The sequence below is a fragment of the Pseudomonas akapageensis genome (assembly GCF_011355085.1).
GTDB classification, from domain to species: domain Bacteria; phylum Pseudomonadota; class Gammaproteobacteria; order Pseudomonadales; family Pseudomonadaceae; genus Aquipseudomonas; species Aquipseudomonas akapageensis.
In genome coordinates this window covers 170,128-188,599 of record NZ_VXCP01000017.1, presented here as the reverse complement: position 1 = coordinate 188,599, position 18,472 = coordinate 170,128, and the positions used below count along the sequence as shown (strand labels likewise).

Annotated in this window: 15 protein-coding genes; 2 read left to right on the top strand and 13 right to left on the bottom strand. The window is 61.3% G+C overall.

What is annotated here, in order from left to right; all coding sequences use genetic code 11:
- Positions 1 to 6: 6 nt before the first annotated feature.
- The 8 genes from truA to leuC form a co-directional block, all read right to left on the bottom strand.
- Positions 7 to 852, bottom strand: coding sequence for a tRNA pseudouridine(38-40) synthase TruA (gene truA, locus F2S13_RS14350; protein WP_166361938.1), 846 nt, complete (start codon positions 850 to 852; stop codon positions 7 to 9).
- A 122-nt stretch (positions 853 to 974) separates the two neighbouring features.
- Complete coding sequence (locus F2S13_RS14345) at positions 975 to 3,602, bottom strand: motility hub landmark protein FimV (protein WP_166361852.1); 2,628 nt, start codon at positions 3,600 to 3,602, stop codon at positions 975 to 977.
- Positions 3,603 to 3,682: 80 nt separating this feature from the next.
- Positions 3,683 to 4,693 carry an aspartate-semialdehyde dehydrogenase gene (locus F2S13_RS14340; protein ID WP_166361850.1) on the bottom strand — a complete coding sequence of 337 codons (1,011 nt, stop codon included), beginning with the start codon at positions 4,691 to 4,693 and terminating at the stop codon, positions 3,683 to 3,685.
- A 240-nt stretch (positions 4,694 to 4,933) separates the two neighbouring features.
- Entirely contained in the window at positions 4,934 to 6,046 is a 1,113-nt protein-coding gene (gene asd / locus F2S13_RS14335; RefSeq protein WP_166361848.1) for an aspartate-semialdehyde dehydrogenase, read from the bottom strand.
- A gap of 64 nt (positions 6,047 to 6,110) precedes the next feature.
- On the bottom strand, positions 6,111 to 7,193 hold the full coding sequence (leuB, locus tag F2S13_RS14330; protein ID WP_166361846.1) for a 3-isopropylmalate dehydrogenase: 1,083 nt from the start codon (positions 7,191 to 7,193) through the stop codon (positions 6,111 to 6,113).
- 53 nt (positions 7,194 to 7,246) lie between these two features.
- On the bottom strand, positions 7,247 to 8,011 hold the full coding sequence (locus F2S13_RS14325) for a class I SAM-dependent methyltransferase (protein ID WP_166361844.1): 765 nt from the start codon (positions 8,009 to 8,011) through the stop codon (positions 7,247 to 7,249).
- Between the two features lie 136 nt (positions 8,012 to 8,147).
- Entirely contained in the window at positions 8,148 to 8,792 is a 645-nt protein-coding gene (gene leuD / locus F2S13_RS14320) for a 3-isopropylmalate dehydratase small subunit (protein ID WP_166361842.1), read from the bottom strand.
- Positions 8,789 to 10,222 carry a 3-isopropylmalate dehydratase large subunit gene (gene leuC, locus F2S13_RS14315; protein ID WP_166361840.1) on the bottom strand — a complete coding sequence of 478 codons (1,434 nt, stop codon included), beginning with the start codon at positions 10,220 to 10,222 and terminating at the stop codon, positions 8,789 to 8,791. Before leuC ends, leuD begins: the two co-directional genes overlap by 4 nt.
- A gap of 131 nt (positions 10,223 to 10,353) precedes the next feature.
- On the opposite strand from leuC, the gene F2S13_RS14310 reads away from it, so the two are divergent.
- Entirely contained in the window at positions 10,354 to 11,232 is an 879-nt protein-coding gene (locus F2S13_RS14310; protein ID WP_166361838.1) for a LysR family transcriptional regulator, read from the top strand.
- Between the two features lie 68 nt (positions 11,233 to 11,300).
- Entirely contained in the window at positions 11,301 to 14,585 is a 3,285-nt protein-coding gene (locus F2S13_RS14305) for an EAL domain-containing protein (protein WP_166361836.1), read from the top strand.
- Between the two features lie 195 nt (positions 14,586 to 14,780).
- Here F2S13_RS14305 and F2S13_RS14300 read toward each other — a convergent pair whose 3' ends face one another.
- The 5 genes from F2S13_RS14300 to F2S13_RS14280 all read right to left on the bottom strand — a co-directional run bounded on the left by F2S13_RS14300 (position 14,781) and on the right by F2S13_RS14280 (position 18,248).
- Positions 14,781 to 15,227, bottom strand: a complete 447-nt coding sequence (locus F2S13_RS14300; RefSeq protein WP_166361834.1) for an Hsp20 family protein — start codon at positions 15,225 to 15,227, stop codon at positions 14,781 to 14,783.
- 113 nt (positions 15,228 to 15,340) lie between these two features.
- Complete coding sequence (locus F2S13_RS14295) at positions 15,341 to 16,300, bottom strand: tRNA dihydrouridine synthase (protein WP_166361832.1); 960 nt, start codon at positions 16,298 to 16,300, stop codon at positions 15,341 to 15,343.
- A 56-nt stretch (positions 16,301 to 16,356) separates the two neighbouring features.
- Positions 16,357 to 16,797 (bottom strand): acyl-CoA thioesterase, encoded by a 441-nt coding sequence (locus F2S13_RS14290; RefSeq protein WP_166361830.1) that lies wholly within the window; start codon positions 16,795 to 16,797, stop codon positions 16,357 to 16,359.
- Positions 16,798 to 16,846: 49 nt separating this feature from the next.
- Positions 16,847 to 17,680 carry an alpha/beta hydrolase gene (locus tag F2S13_RS14285; protein WP_166361828.1) on the bottom strand — a complete coding sequence of 278 codons (834 nt, stop codon included), beginning with the start codon at positions 17,678 to 17,680 and terminating at the stop codon, positions 16,847 to 16,849.
- Between the two features lie 28 nt (positions 17,681 to 17,708).
- Positions 17,709 to 18,248 (bottom strand): TetR/AcrR family transcriptional regulator, encoded by a 540-nt coding sequence (locus tag F2S13_RS14280; RefSeq protein ID WP_166361826.1) that lies wholly within the window; start codon positions 18,246 to 18,248, stop codon positions 17,709 to 17,711.
- Between the last annotated feature and the right edge of the window lie 224 nt (positions 18,249 to 18,472).

Genomic DNA, 18,472 nt, shown 5'->3' with positions numbered 1-18,472 from the left:
AGGATGTTAGCAAATGAGCTGGGGATCGTCAGCCGCCAGTGCATCAAAGCCGGTGAGGAAGTGTGGGCCAATGTAACGCTCCGGCAACGGGAACTCTTCGCGGTACTCAACCTGGACCAGGTACAGGCCAAACGGATGGGCGGTCACCCCGCCGGTTCGCCGCACACGGCTTTCCAGCACGTCCCGGGCCCATTCGGGTGGACGCTCACCGGCGCCGATGGTCATCAGCACGCCAGCGATATTACGCACCATGTGATGAAGGAAGGCGTTGGCGCGGATATCCAGCACGATCATCTTGCCGTGCCGGGTCACCCGCAGGTGATGGATCTGCTTGATCGGCGACTTGGCCTGGCACTGACCGGCACGGAAGGCACTGAAATCATGAGTGCCAACCAGATAAGCGGCAGCGGCGGCCATGCGTTCGACATCCAGCGGTCGGTGGTTCCAGGTGATTTCATCGCCCATGTGCGCCGGACGGATCTGATCGTTGTAGATCACATAGCGGTAGCGCCGGGCGATGGCCTTGAAGCGCGCATGAAAGTGCGCCGGCATCACACGAGCCCAGCTGACACTGATATCGTGGGGCAGGTTGATATTGGCACCCATCACCCAGGCCTTCATGGTACGCACCGCCTGGGTGTCGAAATGCACCACCTGGCCGCAGGCATGCACGCCTGCGTCGGTACGCCCGGCACACATCAGGGACACGGGCGAATCCGCCACTTTCGACAAGGCTTTTTCCAGGGTTTCCTGGACAGTCGGCACACCGGAGGCCTGACGCTGCCAGCCGCGATAGCGCGAACCTTTGTATTCCACGCCCAGCGCGATTCTGAAAAAGCCTTCGGCCGCCACTTCGGCAGCCGCGTTATCTATGATTTCCAAGGAAGTTACAGCCTGTCGGTTTGCGCAATGCGCGGCATTATAACGACAACGGCAGCCACCAGGGCTGCCGTCGGGATCAAGAGCCAGTCAAGTCAGGCCAATCGCGAGAGCATTTCCTTTGCTTCGCTGCGCTGCTCGTCATTGCCCTCCTTGAGGACCTCATCGAGAATATCGCGCGCACCATCGCTGTCGCCCATGTCAATGTAGGCCCGGGCCAGATCGAGCTTGGTTGCGGCCTCGTCGGTTCCGGAAAGGTAATCGAACTCGAGCTCGTCGTCGGCTGCGGCGGCGTCTTCGGCGGTGAAGGTAGGCGTCGCCAGGGGGGGTTGTTCCAGACTCCGGGACAAGCGGTCAAGCTCCGCATTCACATCGTCCAGTTCGGAGGCGAAGCTGTCACCGCTCTCGTCGGACAAGGACAAGTCGAAGTCTTCCGGCAATTTCAAGTCTTCGTCCGTCAGTGAATCGATTGCCTCATCGTCCAGCGTCAGGGAATCGTCGAATGCAGCCAGTTGCGCCTCGACATTCAGGCTTGGCCGGTCATCCGGGATATCCAGGTCGAAGTCCACCAGATCATCATTGCGCTGTGCCGCGCCCTGCTGCCGCAGCACCGACTCGAAGCTCAGATCTTTGTCACTGAGAGTCGGGATATCGAAATCGGCCGCATCGAGGTGCGCTTCAGGGGCAGCACCGGCCGGCGACACCCCGTCCAGATCGTCCAGGCTCAAATCGAAGACCGAATCGTCCGGCATGGCATCAGGTACCTGAGGCTCATCGAGCAACAGATCCTTGACGTACTGGGCATCCTGCTCGGCAGCGAGCGCCGCCGCGCTGACCCCGGCCGCCGCTACTGCCAGCATGGCCGGGAAGCGACTTTTCAATTGTTCGACGTCAGCGTGATTCTTGCCGGTGGCAATCAATTGGCGCTCCTGGCCGACGAACGCATCGCGGTCACCCTGATGGGCGTAGACCTCCATCAGCTTCAGACGCAAGTCACTGCGCTGCGGCTCTTTCGCGATAGCCGCCTCCAGCAGGTCGGCTGCGTGATTGAACCGCCCTTGTGCAATGCTACGGTCGGCCTCGACCAACACCTCGTCGCTGGCCGTCGCTGGAGCAACAGGCGCCCGAGCAGGAGCCAGTGCGACGAACACGGGTTCTGGCTGTGGGGCGGGCGCGGGAGCCTTCATTTCCGGTGCCAGTCCCGGTATCTCCGCCGCAGTGGCTGCAGCAGCGGAAGCAGCGACGAACGCAGGGGCCAGTTTCACGTTCGGCGCAGACACTTCCAGACCTTCGAAGCTGCTCGGCGGCAGATCGATGTCTGCACTCTGCTCGGATTCTTCAGCCAGCGCCCGGGCCATGCGCATATGCTTCTCGGCTTCCTGCTGTGCCTTGCGGCGCCGTGCCAGAAGAAGCAGCAGGAGCGACACCACCAGCAACCCGCCGCCACCGACCAATCCAACCAGCACCGGGTTGGCCAGCAAATCATTCAGGCCCTTGTCCGATGTATCCGTCGCCGCCTCTGGCTCCTGGACTTCGATCGGCTCTTGCGCAGGGGCTGGAGCGGTAGTTGCCGCATCCGCTGCAGGCGCTGCTGCCGGAGCAGGCTCGGCTTGCGACTGCGCGGCCAACTCCGCCGATATGGCCGGCGTTTCCGGAGTTGCCCGGGGCTGGGCAGCCTGCGCGGCAGCGTCCGCCGCGTTTTGTGCCTCAAGCTTGGCCAATTGATCATTCTTCAATTGGATCAAACGTTGCAGCTTGTCCAATTGGCTTTGCAGATCCGTCATCCGACTTTTCAACTCGGCATTGTCGCGCCGAGTCGTATCCAGACTCTCTTGTGCCACTGCCAGCTTGTTACTCACGGCCTTGCTGTCGCCGCCTGCGCCCTTGCCGGCCGACTTGCCACTGGCAGATACCAGGCTCAGTTTGTCCTTGATTTCGACTTGTGCCGGCGCGCCTTGCTTGCCGCTGCGACGCGTTGCATCGAGTTGTTGCGCCCGCGGCCCAAGGCGACGACCCTGGCGCCAGGCAGCGTTCTGCTGGGCGACTTCGGCGATTGCCTGAGGTTGTGGCGTGCTGGAGATCTGCTGCCCATCAGGCATGCGCAAGACCTGCCCGGTCTTGAGCCGGTTGATGTTGCCGTCGATAAAGGCATCCGGATTGAGCGCCTGGATGGCCAGCATGGTCTGCTGCACCGAGCCACCCTGACGCACCTTCTCGGCGATTTCCCACAAGGTATCGCGCTTGCTGGTGGTGTACTCGGACGGTGCGGTCACGGCCGGCGTGGCACCGTTGATATCAGGCGTCTGCGCCGCCTGCGGGGAGAATTTCGAAGGATCGAGCAACACGCTGTAGTCGCGCATCAGACGCCCACTGGGCCATACCACCTGCACCAGGAACTTCACGAAAGGCTCAGGCAGCGGCTTGCTCGAGGTGATACGCAAGACGCTCTTGCCGCTGGCGTTGATCACCGGGGTGAAGGTCAAGTCGTCGAGAAACGCCTGACGATCCACACCTGCCTTGGCGAACTCCTCGGCCGGCGCCAGGCTGGGCACCAACTCGGCAGCCGTAAGATCGCGAACATCGAGCAATTCGATTTCGGCCACGAGCGGTTGGTTCAGCGTCGACTTCAGGGTCAGTTCCCCGAGACCAAGCGCATGCGCCATACCGGAAGACAGCGCCGACGCAGCGGCTATTGCTAACACCAGTTTGCGAACTCGAACCATGACCTAATCCTATGTGTGAACGTTCCTCGGCAAGTGACGTCCAGCCAGTATCTTTAAAGCAAATTGTTGCCAAGTATCTTTTACAGAAGGTCTTTTATCAACAATTGTGCCAGCTGCACAGCGTTCAATGCCGCCCCCTTGCGTACGTTGTCGGTGGTCAGCCACAGATTCAGTTGCTCAGGGTCATCGATTCCACCGCGTACCCGGCCGACATAAACCACGTCCTGGCCCACGGCATCACCTACCGGAGTCGGGTAATCGCCGGCCTCGACCAGTTCGACCCCCGCTGCACCTTCGAGTGCAGCGTTGACCGCCGGCAGGTCGACCGGCGCGGCGCTACGCACCGACACACTGAAGCTATCGCCAAAAAACACCGGAGCTTGAATGCAGGCGACGGAAATCTTCAGCGCAGGCAGCTCAAGCAATTCGCGCAATTCTTCAACCAGACGACGCTCCAGCAAAGCATGGCCTTGCTCATCCGGCGTGCCGACCTGGGCCAGCAGGTTGAACGCCACTTGGCGGTCGAAGTAGCGCGGTTCAAGTGGGCGTACATTCAGCAATTCGGCCGTCTGGCGCGCCAGCTCGCTGACTGCTTCGCGGCCCTGGGCAGAAATCGCCAGGCAGGCGGTGACATTGACATGCTGCAGGTCGAGCAGCCCGCGCAGGGGCGCCAGGGCTACGGCTAGCGATACCGCCGATGCACTCGGGCTGCTGACCTGGACCGGCGCCGCCAGCGTTGCCAATACCTTGGCATTGGCCTCGGGCACGACCGCGGGCGCCTGGCTGGCCGGCAAGCCACCCGACAGGTCGATCACCATGCAGCCGGCGGCCGTGGCCCGCGGCGCGAAACTGCGGGTGACTGCGGGGCCAGCGGCGAAGAACGCCAGCTTGACCAGGCTGAAATCGAACTGGTCGACTTCCCGCACACGGACGTTCTTGCCCCGAAACGGCACCGAATGCCCGGCCGATTCACTGCTGGCCAGCAAATGCAGGGTGCCTACGGGAAAATCGAGTTCTTCAAGGATCTGGACAAGGGTCTCGCCCACGGTACCGGTGGCGCCGATCACGGCGATATCGAAAGACTGGCTCATGCAAATACCTCAGGTAGAACGGGGGGAGCGGCACTTTACTCGGATTGGAGGGGTTTGTCCGCTCCCCTCCTGCCTGGCTCCCACGCTCCGCGTGGGAGCCCATGTACTGACGCTCTGCGTCGAGACGCTGAGCGTCGGCGGCTGCATTCCCACGCAGAGCGTGGGAACGAGAAACCGCGTAAAAACAAAAAACCCGCATCTCTCACAAGACGCGGGTTTCAAGTTCAACGACTCAAGCAATCAACGCTCAAGCAGAATCCGCAGCATGCGGCGCAGCGGTTCGGCCGCGCCCCACAGCAGCTGGTCGCCCACGGTGAATGCACCAAGGTACTGCGAACCCATGTTCAGCTTGCGCAGACGACCGACCGGGATGTTCAGCGTGCCGGTCACCTTGTTCGGGCTGAGCTCCTGCATGCTGATTTCGCGCTGGTTAGGCACCAGTTTCACCCAAGGGTTGTGCTGGCTGATCATGCCTTCGATATCGGCGATCGGCACGTCCTTGTTCAGCTTGATGGTCAGCGCCTGGCTGTGGCAACGCATGGCACCGATGCGTACGCAGATGCCATCGACCGGGATCGGGCTCTTGAAGCGCCCCAGAATCTTGTTGGTCTCGGCCTGGGCCTTCCATTCTTCACGGCTCTGGCCGTTCGGCAGTTCCTTGTCGATCCACGGGATCAGGCTGCCAGCCAGCGGCACGCCGAAGTTCTCGGTCGGATAGGCTTCGCTGCGCATGGTTTCGGCAACCTTGCGGTCGATGTCGAGGATGGCGCTGGCCGGGTTGGCCAGTTCATCGGCGACGGCAGCATGGGTTGCACCCATCTGCTTGATCAGTTCACGCATGTTCTGCGCGCCGGCACCCGAGGCCGCCTGATAGGTCATGGCGCTCATCCACTCGACCAGGCCGGCTTCGAACAGGCCGCCCAGGCCCATCAGCATCAGGCTGACGGTGCAGTTGCCGCCAATGTAGTTCTTGGTCCCGGCATCGAGTTGCTGATCGATCACCTTGCGGTTGACCGGATCAAGCACGATGACCGCGTCGTCCTGCATGCGCAGGCTCGAGGCCGCGTCGATCCAGTAGCCCTGCCAGCCGGCTTCGCGCAGTTTCGGGAAGACCTCGTTGGTGTAGTCGCCACCCTGGCAGGTCAGAATCACATCGAGGGTCTTGAGCTCTTCAATACTGTAAGCATCCTTGAGCGGAGCAATATCCTTGCCCACTGCCGGACCCTGGCCACCCACATTGGAGGTGGTGAAGAACACCGGCTCAATAAGATCGAAATCCTGCTCTTCCAGCATCCGCTGCATGAGCACGGAACCGACCATACCGCGCCAACCGATCAGACCTACACGTTTCATCGCAACTACACCTTTGACAAAAAAGTGGGCGCTGGCTTCAAAAGAAGACAGCGGGCCCGAGAGATTACAGATTCCGCAGAGCTGCGACTACTGCGTCGCCCATTTCCTGCGTACCCACCTTGGTACAACCCGTCGACCAGATGTCGCCGGTGCGCAAACCTTGATCCAACACCAGGCTCACGGCTTTTTCAATGGCATCGGCCGCCGCGATCTGGTTGAAGCTGTAACGCAACATCATCGACACCGACAAAATGGTTGCCAGCGGGTTGGCAATACCCTGACCTGCGATGTCCGGCGCCGAGCCATGGCAAGGCTCGTACATGCCCTTGTTGTTGGCATCCAGAGAGGCCGAAGGCAGCATGCCGATAGAACCGGTGAGCATGGAAGCCTCATCCGACAGAATGTCACCAAACATGTTGTCGGTGACCATCACGTCGAATTGCTTGGGCGCGCGTACCAGTTGCATTGCGGCATTGTCGACGTACATGTGGCTCAGTTCGACATCAGGATAGTCCTTGGCCACTTCCTCGACCACTTCACGCCACAGTTGGCTGGATGCCAGCACGTTGGCCTTGTCCACCGAGCAGAGCTTCTTGCCGCGCACGCGCGCCATGTCGAAGCCGACCCGGGCGATACGACGGATTTCGCTCTCGCTGTACGGCAGCGTGTCATAGGCCTGACGCTCGCCGCCTTCCAGCTCGCGATTACCCCGTGGCGCACCGAAATAGATACCGCCGGTCAGCTCACGGACGATCAGGATGTCCAGGCCGGAAACGATCTCGGGCTTGAGCGACGAAGCGTCGGCCAGTTGTGGATAAAGGATTGCCGGGCGCAGGTTGCCGAACAGGCCCAGTTGCGAACGAATCTTCAGCAGGCCGCGCTCGGGACGAATGTCACGCTCGAGCTTGTCCCACTTCGGTCCACCGACGGCGCCCAGCAGCACGGCATCGGCAGTACGAGCACGGGCCAGGGTTTCGTCGGCCAGCGGCACACCGTGCTTGTCGATGGCAGCGCCGCCAATCACGTCGTGCTCCAGGGTGAAACCGAGCTGGAACTTGTCGTTGGCCAGCTCTAGCACCTTGACCGCTTCGGCCATGATTTCCGGACCGATACCATCACCTGGGAGAATCAGAATCTGCTTGCTCATGCTTTCCTCTATTCAATTGAAACGGCACGCCAAACAAGGCTGCCTGGTCAAGACTATCGCTCGGCCCAAAGCACCAGAACATCGGTACTGAAGGAGCCGTCGTCGCTGATTTCGTAATACTGCCGCACTTCTGCGCCCATGGCTTGCTGCAAATGGAGGATGGCAGCGCGCATCACTTCAGGCGCGCGCATACGCTCGACCCAGGAGCTGTACTCCAGGCGCAGGCGCTGACGGCTGTGGCTGCGCGTTTGCAACCCAGCCTCACTGACCTGGCGCAACCACTCTGCGGCAGAGTAATCGCGCACGTGACTGGTGTCGCGCAGCACTTCAACGCTCTGCAGGTAGGTGTCGAGCAGAGGGCTGCCCGGCGACATCACGTCGATGAACGCTGCCACGCCACCGGGCTTGAGCACGCGCCGCACTTCGCGCAGGGCCAGGCCCAGATCGCTCCAGTGGTGGGCCGAATAACGACTGAAGACGAAGTCGAATTCGCCGCCGGCGAACGGCAGGCGCTCCGCTGCACCCAACTGGGTGACGACATTGCCCAGGCCGCGCTCGCCAGCGGCAGCCGCCACCACGTCGAGCATCTTCTGGGAGAGGTCGTAGGCCACCACTTCGGCGACCAACGGTGCCACATGAAAACTGACATGACCGGCACCACAGCCCAGGTCCAGCACGCGAGCCGCGCCCTGCCCGGCCAGTTCGGCCTGGAGCAGCGCGAATTCAGTGCCCTGAGCGTGCACGGTGCTGCTCAGGTAGGCGGCGGCCTGTTCGCCGAATTGGCGCTGGACGACATCGGTGTGGGCGGTGGTGGTCATCTGGGAGTCCCTTTATTTATGGATTGGCCTTGAGGGCCTCATCGCTGGCAAGCCAGCTCCCACAGAGACAGGTGCAATGCCAACCACCTGTGGGAGCCGGCTTGCCGGCGATGAGGCCAGTACAGCCAACAACTACTCAAGCATCACGAAACAACCAAGGCTGGCTGGCCCGATGCTTGGCTTCGAACGCCGCAATCGCATCACCGTCCTGCAAGGTCAGGCCGATATCGTCCAGACCATTGAGCAGGCAGTGCTTGCGGAACGCATCGATCTCGAAGCTCAGGACCTTGCCGTCCGGACGGGTCACGGTCTGCGCCGCCAGGTCGATGGTCAGCTGATAGCCAGGGTCGGCTTCGACCTGCTTGAACAGCTCGTCGACTTCCGCATCGCTCAAGATGATCGGCAGCAGGCCGTTCTTGAAGCTGTTGTTGAAGAAAATATCGGCGTAGCTCGGCGCGATGATGCTGCGAAAGCCGTATTCCTCGAGCGCCCACGGCGCGTGCTCGCGGCTTGAACCGCAGCCGAAGTTTTCCCGCGCCAGCAACACGCTGGCCCCTTGGTAGCGTGCGTGATTGAGCACGAACTCAGGGTTCAACGGACGCCTGGAGTTGTCCTGGTAAGGCTGGCCGACATCCAGGTAGCGCCATTCGTCAAACAGGTTCGGGCCGAAACCGGTGCGCTTGATCGACTTCAGAAACTGCTTGGGAATGATCTGGTCGGTGTCCACGTTGGCGCGATCCAACGGCGCGACCAGACCGGTATGCTGGGTAAAGGCTTTCATGCTGCGCTCCCTTGAATCAACTCGCGTACATCGATAAAACGACCGGTCACTGCCGCTGCTGCCGCCATGGCCGGGCTGACCAGGTGCGTACGTCCACCGGCACCCTGGCGCCCCTCGAAGTTACGGTTGGAGGTCGAGGCACAGTGCTCGCCCGACTCCAGGCGGTCCGGGTTCATCGCCAGGCACATCGAGCAGCCTGGTTCACGCCATTCGAAACCGGCCTCGATGAAAATCTTGTCCAAACCTTCCTGCTCGGCCTGCGCCTTGACCAGGCCAGAACCCGGCACCACGAGGGCTTGCTTGATGGTCGAAGCCACCTTGCGACCCTTGGCGATTGCCGCTGCGGCGCGCAGGTCTTCGATCCGCGAGTTGGTGCAGGAACCGATGAACACGCGATCGAGCTGAATGTCGGTGATCGCCTGGTTGGCGCTCAGGCCCATGTACTTCAAGGCACGCTCGATCGAACCACGCTTGACCAGATCCATTTCCTGCGCCGGGTCCGGCACGTTCTGATCGACGGCCAGGACCATTTCCGGCGAAGTGCCCCAGCTCACCTGTGGCTTGATTTGCGTGGCGTCGAGTTCGACCACGGTGTCGAATTTCGCATCGGCATCGGAAACCAGGTCTTTCCAGGCTGCTACGGCCAGGTCCCATTCGGCGCCCTTGGGTGCGAATGGGCGTCCCTTGACGTATTCGACGGTCTTTTCGTCGGCGGCAACCAGACCCACGCGGGCACCGGCCTCGATGGCCATGTTGCAGATGGTCATGCGCCCTTCGATGGACAGGTCACGGATCGCGCTGCCAGCGAATTCGATGGCATGGCCATTGCCGCCGGCGGTGCCGATCTTGCCGATCACGGCCAGGACGATGTCCTTGGCGGTCACGCCAAAAGGCAGCTGGCCTTCGACGCTTACCTGCATGTTTTTCATTTTCTTGGCGACCAGGCACTGGGTCGCGAGCACATGCTCGACCTCGGAAGTACCGATACCATGAGCCAGGGCACCGAAAGCACCATGGGTCGAAGTGTGCGAGTCGCCGCAGACCACGGTCATGCCCGGCAAGGTTGCGCCCTGCTCCGGGCCGATCACGTGAACGATGCCCTGGCGCACGTCATTCATCTTAAATTCGGTGATGCCGTACTCGTCGCAGTTATCGTCGAGGGTCTGGACTTGCAAACGCGAGACCTGGTCGACAATCGCATCGATGCCGCCCTTGCGCTCCGGGGTGGTCGGCACGTTATGGTCGGGCGTGGCGATGTTGGCATCGATGCGCCAAGGCTTGCGCCCGGCCAGTCGCAGGCCTTCGAATGCCTGCGGCGACGTCACTTCGTGAATGATGTGACGGTCGATGTAGATCAGCGCCGAACCATCGTCGCGCTGCTTGACCAAATGCGAATCCCAGAGCTTGTCGTAGAGCGTTTTGCCAGCCATCAGACTGTTCCTCATCAGCGTCTTTCTATGCCAATAACCCCTTGGCTTGTATGGGCGATCCTATGGGGTTACATTGAATAACTCAAATTCATAATTTTTATGCTTTGGATAACCAATAGGAATCCAGCCAGATGGACCTCGCCAACCTCAATGCCTTCATAGCCATTGCCGAGACGGGCAGCTTCTCCGGCGCAGGCGAACGCCTCCATTTGACACAACCGGCCATCAGCAAACGCATTGCCGGCCTCGAGCAACAACTCGATGTACGCCTGTTCGACCGGCTGGGTCGCGAAGTCAGCCTCACCGAAGCCGGCCGCGCCCTGCTGCCAAGGGCCTACCAGATTCTCAATGTGCTGGATGATACCCGGCGAGCCCTGACCAACCTCACCGGCGAAGTCAGCGGACGGCTGACACTGGCCACCAGCCACCATATCGGCCTGCACCGCCTGCCGCCGCTGCTGCGCGAGTTCACCCGGCGCTACCCGGACGTGGCCCTGGACATCCAGTTTCTCGACTCGGAAGTGGCCTACGAAGAAATCCTCCATGGCCGCGCTGAACTGGCGGTGATCACCCTCGCCCCCGAACCCCATGCGCTGGTCAAGGCCGTCCCCGTCTGGGAAGACCCACTGGATTTCGTCGCCGCCCCCGAGCACAGCCTGGTGCTGCAGGGCCCGGTGAGCCTGGCCGATATCGCCCATCATCCGGCCGTGTTCCCGGGCGGCAACACCTTTACCCATCATATCGTCCAGCGCCTGTTCGAAGCCCAGGGGCTGACGCCCAACATCGCCATGAGTACCAACTATCTGGAGACCATCAAAATGATGGTTTCCATCGGGCTGGCCTGGAGCGTATTACCGCGTACCATGCTCGATGAACAGGTTGCACGCATTCCATTGCCGGGCATTCAACTCTCGCGCCAGCTAGGCTACATTCTGCACACCGAACGCACGCTCTCGAATGCAGCGCGCGCCTTTATGTCATTGCTCGACATGCACCGAGCCTCGCACTGACGCAAAAGCCTGGAAGTTCGAAGATCTGTCGCTCCAAGGACGCTTTACCCGCCAAAGGTCTGGTACCGATGCCCAAAACAGCTAGACGCTTTCCATATATGCCGCGCATTCATGCGGCAGACCCTCAAGAGTCGGAGCAAACCTGGGAGAGCGCACCCCAGTTGCTGGCCGCGCTCAATGGCGCGCACCTGGGCGCCTGGTTCTGGGATATCGAGAGTGGGCTGCTGAGCTGGTCGCGAGGTACGCAGGCACTGTTTGGCTTTGACCCGCAACAGCCGCTGCCCAATGACATCGACTACATCGATCTGCTGCCGGTGGAAGATCGGGCCCGGACGATTCAGGCCTTTCACGCGGTATTGTCCGGCGAGCCAATAGAACAAGCCATGCGCCATCGGATCCGCTGGCCCGACGGGACGATCCATTGGCTGGAGATCAATGGCAGCCTGGTCAAAAGCAAAAACGGTTCGCTACAGATGATTGGCGTGATTCGCGAGATCACGCGCCAGCGCGAGCGGGAAACCGCACTGATCAACTCGGAAAAGCGCTTTGCCACCCTGTTTCACCTGAGCCCCAATGTCATTCTGCTGACCCGCCGCGCCGATGGTCTGATCTACGAAGTCAACCAGCACTTCGAGAAGATCCTGGGCTGGGCGAGCCACCAGATCATCAACAAGACCACCATCGAACTGGGCCTGTGGGCCGACCCGGAACAACGCAAACAGGTACTGGAAGCGACCCGGGACAACAGCGAACCGGTCAACCTGGAAGTGCAATTGCGCGCCAGCAGCGGTCAGGTCCATGACGGCATACTGTGTGCGCAGAATATCGAGATGGAGGGTGTTGCCTACCTGCTCAGCACCTTCATCGATACCAGCGAACGCAAGCGCGCCGAGCAAGCCCTCAAAGACAGTCAGGAACGCCTCGACCTGGCCCTGGACTCGGCCCAGCTGGGTACCTGGGACTGGCATATCCCCAGCGGCATGCTGTATGGCTCGGCACGCGCCGCCGAGCTGCATGGCCTGGACCCCGTCCCATTCCATGAACCCTTCGATGCCTTCTTCGAAGGTGTGCCGCAAGAGGAACGCGGCAGCATGCGCCAGGCTTACCGCAGTCTGCGCGAAGGCCCGGCCGGCAACTATCAGGTCACGTACCGCATCCAGCTGGAAAACGGCGCTTCTCGCTTTATCGAAAGCCGTGCCCGCCTCTATCGTGACGCTCAGGGCAACCCGCTGCGCATGGCCGGCACCCTGCTCGACATTACTGATCAGGTCGAACGCGAACAGCGCCTGACCAGCTCCGAAGAGAAGTTCGCCAGCCTGTTCCAGGCAAGCCCCGACCCGATTTGCGTAACGCGCCAGGAAACCGGCCAGTTCATCGAGATAAACCCGGCCTTTACCCAGACCTTTGGCTGGACCGCCGATGAAGTGATCAACCAGAACGCCGAAGACATCGGTTTCTGGGCCGGCGCCGGCAGGCGCCCGCAACGGATCGAACAAGGCATTCGCGACAAGGACCTCGATAATGTCGCAGTCACCGTCAACCACAAGGACGGCAGCGTCCTGACCTGCGTGATCTCCAGCCGACTGATCAAGGTCGAGGACCAGCAGTGCAGTGTCACCACCCTGCGCGATATCACGGCGCAACAGCGCGCCGAAGCGGCCCTCAAGGCCAGTGAAGAGAAATTCGCCAAGGCGTTTCACTCCAGCCCCGACGCCATCACCATTACGGATCGCGAAACCGGCCGGTACCTGGAGGTCAACGACGGCTTCTGTCGCCTGACCGGTTACCGCGCCGACGAAGTCATCGGGCGCACGGTCTACGACATCGGCATCTGGGCCGACGAAAAGCAGCGGGCCAACTTGCTTCACGACCTGCAGGAGAATGGCCGCGCCCATCACCGCGAGATGCTCGGACGTAACAAGCGCGGCGAGATTCTCAGCGTCGAGGTTTCGGTAGAGCCGCTGACCCTCAATGACGCACCGTGCCTGCTGTTGACCGCCCGGGATGTCAGCCAGTTGAAAAACGCTCAGGCGCAGATTCGCCACCTGGCCTATCACGACTCCCTGACCAATCTGCCCAACCGTGCCCTGCTGATGGACCGGCTGAGCCAGCAGATCGCCCTGCTCAAACGCCACAACCTGCGCGGTGCGCTGCTGTTCCTCGACCTGGACCACTTCAAGCACATCAATGATTCGCTCGGCCACCCGGTGGGCGATACCGTGCTGAAAATCATCACTGCCCGCCTGGAAGCCAGTGTGCGCATGGAAGACACCGTCGCTCGCCTGGGTGGCGATGAATTCGTGGTGCTGCTCAGTGGCCTGGAGGGCTCGCGCAGCCAGGTCACCGAGCAAGTACGCAGCCTGGCTGATACCTTGCGAGAATTGCTCGCCGAACCCATGTCGCTGGACGGCCAACGCCTACAGGTCACGCCCAGTATCGGCATCGCCCTGATTCCCGACCACGGCACGACACCGGCCGACCTGCTCAAGCGCGCCGACATCGCCCTCTATCGGGCCAAGGACTCGGGGCGCAATACCACGCAGCTGTTCCACAACACCATGCAGAAAGCCGCCAGCGAACGCCTGCAGATGGAGAGCGACCTGCGCATGGCCATGACCCGTGGTGAATTGAGCCTGCACTTCCAGCCGCAGATCGACGCCCGGGATGACAGCATTGTCGGAGCCGAGGTGCTGCTACGCTGGTTTCACCCGCAACTGGGCCAGCAGTCTCCCGCCCAATTCATCCAGGTACTGGAAGAAAGCGGGCTGATCCTGGAGGTGGGCTCCTGGATTCTCGAAGAAGCTTGCGGCGCCTGCGCACAACTGCTCAAGGAAAACCTGATCGACATCAACGACTTCAGCCTCTGCGTCAACATCAGCCCGCGGCAATTTCGCCAGAACGACTTCGTCGAGCGCATCGAGCGCAGCATGAAATCCAACCACCTGCCCTGCTCGATGCTCAAGCTGGAAATCACCGAGGGCGTGGTGATCCAGAACCTGGATGACACCATCGCCAAGATGCGTGCACTGAAGAAACTCGGCGTGAGCTTTGCCATGGATGATTTCGGTACCGGCTACTCCTCCCTGACGTATCTCAAGCGCCTGCCCGTGGACGCACTCAAGATCGACCAGTCGTTCATTCGCGACGCCACCCAGGATCCCAACGACGCCGAAATCGTCCGCGCGATCGTGGCCATGGCCCGCAGCCTGGACCTGTCCGTGATTGCCGAAGGGGTAGAAACCTCCGAGCAACTGGAGTTTCTCGAGAAACTGGGTTGCCACCTGTATCAGGGCTACCTGTACAGCCGGCCCCTGCCGTTGATCGAGTTCCGCAAGTTGTTGCTCGAACAGTAGACCGCCGCCTCCTGCCCCTCGTTCCCACGCTCCGCGTGGGAATGCAGCAGACGCTCGCATGATCGGCGCGCGACGCGGAGCGTCGTTGGAGGCATTCCCACGCGGAGCGTGGGAACGAGAAAGAAAGCAGTTGTTCTACGTCCGTCAGCCACAAAAAAGGGCGCCCTGAGGCGCCCTTCTTGTTGGTTACAGCTATCAGTTCTGCAGGGCCGGCTGCACGCCGTTGATCGGGATGCGTTTGGCCTTGGCCTCTTCCGGCACGACGCGCAACAGATCGATGTTGAGCAAGCCGTTGACCAGCGCCGCCGCCTTGACTTCGATATGGTCGGCCAGGCGGAAGGACAGCTTGAAGGCTCGCTGCGCGATGCCCTGATGCAGATAGGTAACGTTTTCAGTGCTGCCGTCACGCTTACCGCCACTGACGGTCAAGACGCCTTTTTCGACTTGCAGTTCCAGATCCTGCTCCTGGAAACCTGCGGCGGCAACAACGATACGGTATTGGTCATCACCATGTTTTTCCACGTTGTACGGAGGGTAGCTGCTACCCGAGTCGTTACGTGCCGCCGATTCGAACAGATCATTGAAACGATCGAAACCGACGGAATGGCGGAACAGTGGAGCCAGAGAAAAAGCGGTAGTCATGGTACATCTCCTGAAAATCAGCGAGTGGTTGTCTTCGCGACCCGACTTCGGCATCGCTTACCCCCTAGATAGGGACCACCCACTGCATTTCAAGAACTGGCCTGCAAATTTTTTCAGGCCGCGATGCGATGCTCCACGCCGACAAGACGGCTGATCTGCGCCAAATCGCTCTCGCGGCGCAGGGCTGTGAACAACTCCACGGCCTCGGGATAACTGCGGGTCAACATGGCCACCCACTGCTTCAAGCGGCCCGGTGCGCTGCGTGGCGTGAGCTTGTCGACAACCTGGCACCAGAAGTCCTGGATCAGCGGCATCAACTCATTCCAGCCCATGGCTGGCAGTTCGATGCCGGCCCGTGCGGCTGCGATTTGCCGTGCCAGGTCGGGCCGCGAGACCAGTCCCCGGCCCAGCATGATGTCTTCCACGCCACTGACTTCGCGGCAACGCCACCAGTCCTCGATCGTCCAGACTTCGCCGTTGGCGAACACCGGCACCTTGACCACATCCTGCACGCGCGCCACCCACTCCCAATGGGCCGGAGGCTTGTAGCCGTCAACCTTGGTCCGTGCATGCACGACGATTTGCTCGGCGCCACCTTCGGCCAGGGCAATGGCGCATTCCATGGCACCGTCAGGGCTGTCGAAGCCCAGACGCATCTTTGCCGTGACCGGAATATGCGCCGGCACGGCCCGGCGCACGTGCACGAGAATGCTGTGCAGCAGCTCCGGCTCCTTGAGCAGCACCGCGCCACCGCGGGACTTGTTCACGGTTTTGGCCGGGCAGCCGAAGTTCAGGTCGATCACCGGTGCACCCAGCTCACAGGCCAACGCGGCGTTTTCAGCGAGGCACACAGGATCGGAACCGAGCAATTGCACCCGCAGAGGGACGCCGGCGTTGGTCACAGCGCCCTGCTGCAGCTCCGGCGCCAGCTTGTGGAATTGGCTGGGCGGCAGCAGAAGGTCATTCACCCGGATAAACTCGGTGACACACCAGTCGATACCGCCGACCTGGGTCAGCACGTCACGCAGGATGTTGTCGACCAACCCCTCCATCGGCGCCAGGGCAATTTGCATGGGAACATCTCGAGCGAAAAAGGCGCGCAGTGTAGCAAACCTGCGCTCGCAGCGGTTCAAGCGGTGGTGACGGACAGCGCGGCACCATAACCCTCGATAAACTCTTCCGGCATGCGCTTGGGCCGCCCAGTGGAAAGCTCGATGCAGACGAAGGTAGTTTGCGCGCGCAACAACGTGGTGCCGTCGCTGGGGCGTACCAGCTGAAAACGCCGGGTCATCTTCAAGCGCTGGTCCCAGTCGACGATCCAGGTCGCCAATTGCAACTCATCGCCCTCATAGGCGCTGGCCAGGTAGTCGATCTCATGGCGCACCACCGCCATTGCCCGGTCCAGGCGACGATATTCGACCAGGTCCAGGCCCAGGCGCTGGGAATGCCGCCATGCACAGCGCTCGAGCCAGGTGACGTATACCGCGTTGTTGGCATGCCCGAGGCCGTCGATATCTTCGGCGCCCACGCAAAGGTCAATTGTAAATGGCGATGCCAGATCCCAACTCATGCCTGCTCCCCGTTACATTGATTTGGCCGGGCTCCAGTGTAACGGATGCTCAGGCGGTTTGGCGCTCCTGATGACCGCTACGTACCAGCAACGCGAGTACCGCCTCGACCAACTGCGGATCGGCCAGCACACGCTGATGGCCGCCTTCGGGGAGCATCAACAGTCGACTGTCGAACCAGGCATCATGAATGGCCCGGGCTTCGCCGGCCGGCACCACCGAGTCATCCTCGGCATGCACGATCAGACCAGGCATATCCAATTGGTAGTGACTGACATCCAGATGGGTTGTCCGCAGCCCCACATCGCGCTCGACCTGATGGATGAACGCCGCCCGAGCCGGTGATGGCAAACCTACCTGCCGGGCAAATCCGCGCAGCACACCGATAAGCCTGGCCGGCGCCGAGATGCTCACCACCACGTCGGCCCGCAGGCCCATCTGCGTCGCCAGCAACACGGCCGCGCCACCCATGGAATGGCCAATCACCGCGCGCAAGGGCGGCAGTTCAGCAGCGGCTTCCAGCAATGCCCGAGCGAACAAGCCCACATGCGCCTCACGACCAGGAGAGCGTCCGTGCCCCGGGCCATCGAGCGCCACCGCCGTGTACCCTGCCGCCACCAAGGCATTGATCAGGCTGGCAAATTGAGTCGGCCGCCCTTCCCAGCCATGCATCAGCAGCACTGCCGGTCCCTGCCCCCAGCGCAGTGCCGAAAGTCCGAAGCGCAAGGTCACGCGCTCGGCCTTGGCCAGCAGCGGCAACTCCCACTCCTTGGGCGGCAGGTTGCGCGGCCGCATAAAGGCGAGCCGCATCTTGTTGGCGACCATATGCGGTGCCAGCCAGCCCAGCGTGCCATTGAAGCCTCGAATCCAGCTCATGGTGTTCATCGCTTCTCTCCTCAGGGATAACGCTCGATCAGATCACCGCCGACTTGGCGGCACGCAGGATTCGGTCAGACAACTGGTCGGTGCCCAGGGCTCGCGCCAGGGCCAGGCCACCGACCATCAGCGCCAGGTCGGCCAATACCTTGTCGGCTTCTTCGGGGCTGCTGGACAGTTGCGCCATCATCAACTCCACATGATCGGCGAGCGCCTGGCGAAACGCCTCAGGCAGGTTTGCCATCTCACCCAGGGAAGTCGGCAGCGGGCAGGCAGACTCTGTGGCATCGCGGTGCTTGCGCGAGAGGTAGAACGCTGCCACCAGGGCCCGCCGCTCATGCCCACTCATCGCCGGGTCGACTTCGGCAAGCAAGGCGCGGCGCTGGCTGAGCAACTTGTTGAAGGCCTCCAGCATCAGCGCATCCTTGCTCTCGAAATGGGCATAGAAGCCACCCACGGTTAGCCCCGCTGCGCCCATGACATCACTGACGCTCGGCTCGACCGGGCCGTGCTGGATCAATGCGCAACTCGCCGCCTGCAGAATGCGTTCGCGGGTTTTCGCCTTTTTATCGTTCATGGGAACCTCCGAATATTATGCAAGTAATATTATATGCATAATATTTTTTCGCAAGCGCACAAAAATACCGTTCGTCTAGATCAACGAAGCGCAATGCTGGAAAGAGACTAGGGGGGAGCTGCCAAAAAGATTTTCGAGGCAGAAAAACAAAAGGCTCATTCAATAATCGAATGAGCCTTGAAATCCCGCAGAGCGGGTAAAAGTGGCGTCCCCTAGGGGACTCG

Coding starts and splice junctions, on each gene's coding strand:
- F2S13_RS14345 (WP_166361852.1), bottom strand. CDS start 3,602: ATGGTTCGAGTTCGCAAACTGGTGTTAGCAATAGCCGCTGCGTCGGCG.
- F2S13_RS14340 (WP_166361850.1), bottom strand. CDS start 4,693: ATGAGCCAGTCTTTCGATATCGCCGTGATCGGCGCCACCGGTACCGTG.
- asd (WP_166361848.1), bottom strand. CDS start 6,046: ATGAAACGTGTAGGTCTGATCGGTTGGCGCGGTATGGTCGGTTCCGTG.
- leuB (WP_166361846.1), bottom strand. CDS start 7,193: ATGAGCAAGCAGATTCTGATTCTCCCAGGTGATGGTATCGGTCCGGAA.
- F2S13_RS14325 (WP_166361844.1), bottom strand. CDS start 8,011: ATGACCACCACCGCCCACACCGATGTCGTCCAGCGCCAATTCGGCGAA.
- leuD (WP_166361842.1), bottom strand. CDS start 8,792: ATGAAAGCCTTTACCCAGCATACCGGTCTGGTCGCGCCGTTGGATCGC.
- leuC (WP_166361840.1), bottom strand. CDS start 10,222: ATGGCTGGCAAAACGCTCTACGACAAGCTCTGGGATTCGCATTTGGTC.
- F2S13_RS14310 (WP_166361838.1), top strand. CDS start 10,354: ATGGACCTCGCCAACCTCAATGCCTTCATAGCCATTGCCGAGACGGGC.
- F2S13_RS14305 (WP_166361836.1), top strand. CDS start 11,301: ATGCCCAAAACAGCTAGACGCTTTCCATATATGCCGCGCATTCATGCG.
- F2S13_RS14300 (WP_166361834.1), bottom strand. CDS start 15,227: ATGACTACCGCTTTTTCTCTGGCTCCACTGTTCCGCCATTCCGTCGGT.
- F2S13_RS14295 (WP_166361832.1), bottom strand. CDS start 16,300: ATGCAAATTGCCCTGGCGCCGATGGAGGGGTTGGTCGACAACATCCTG.
- F2S13_RS14290 (WP_166361830.1), bottom strand. CDS start 16,797: ATGAGTTGGGATCTGGCATCGCCATTTACAATTGACCTTTGCGTGGGC.
- F2S13_RS14285 (WP_166361828.1), bottom strand. CDS start 17,680: ATGAACACCATGAGCTGGATTCGAGGCTTCAATGGCACGCTGGGCTGG.
- F2S13_RS14280 (WP_166361826.1), bottom strand. CDS start 18,248: ATGAACGATAAAAAGGCGAAAACCCGCGAACGCATTCTGCAGGCGGCG.